The organism is Mesorhizobium sp. M4A.F.Ca.ET.020.02.1.1 (assembly GCF_004022645.1).
Classification (GTDB): Bacteria; Pseudomonadota; Alphaproteobacteria; order Rhizobiales; family Rhizobiaceae; genus Mesorhizobium.
Genome location: NZ_RZOI01001309.1, coordinates 1 through 689, shown reverse-complemented (window position 1 = coordinate 689; position 689 = coordinate 1). Strand labels below are relative to the sequence as shown.

The 689-nt window shown below is 61.8% G+C and carries 1 protein-coding gene; it reads right to left on the bottom strand.

Annotated features, from left to right (window positions below):
• Positions 1 to 4 precede the first annotated feature (4 nt).
• Positions 5 to 502 carry a hypothetical protein gene (locus EN742_RS38515; protein WP_189375772.1) on the bottom strand — a complete coding sequence of 166 codons (498 nt, stop codon included), beginning with the start codon at positions 500 to 502 and terminating at the stop codon, positions 5 to 7.
• Positions 503 to 689: the final 187 nt, after the last annotated feature.

Here is a 689-nt window from a genome sequence, read left to right as displayed (position 1 = left end):
GGACTTAGGCCGCCTTCTTGGCGACGTGCTTCTTCACGTGATGCTTCTTGACGTGATGCTTGCGGTGCTTCTTCAGGTGATGCTTGCGGGCGTGATGCTTGTGGTGCTTCTTGTGCTTCTTGTGATGAGCGACCTTGGCTGCGGGCTTCGCCGTCGCGGTGGCCGCGGCCGGAGCAGCGGTCGTGGTGGTTGCGGCAGCCGTGGTCGCAGCGGCGCTGGCTTCGGTGGTGCCGAGTGCCGGCACCGCGAAAGCGAGCGCGACGGCCAGGCCGAGAACGGAGAGGAGGCTCTTTTTCAAAATCGGCATTTCCTTTTTCGAAGATCGGGTTGTCGCCGCACTCGGCTGCTTCGGGAACGGGTTATGCCACCCGGTCTTTTCGCGAGTTTTTCCCGACTGTTGAATCTTGTTTCTGGATTGTGTCGGGGAGGGCCGTTGCTGGCTGCGGTGTTCCGGGCCGCCCAAAGGGAACTGGCGGGTCCATTCCTGTGCCGCATCGTGCAACGAAAGGATTCTATTCCAGCAAATCGACTGGGCGCGGCAGAGGGAATGTCGCATTCTGATTGCGAAGAGCTTGAGAGAACAACATGACCGGCACGACAGATCACTCCGGCAAGGTCGCCCTCGTCACCGGCGGCAACGGCCGCATCGCGTTTGAGACAGCCCGCCGGCTCGCGGCGCTCGGCTTCAC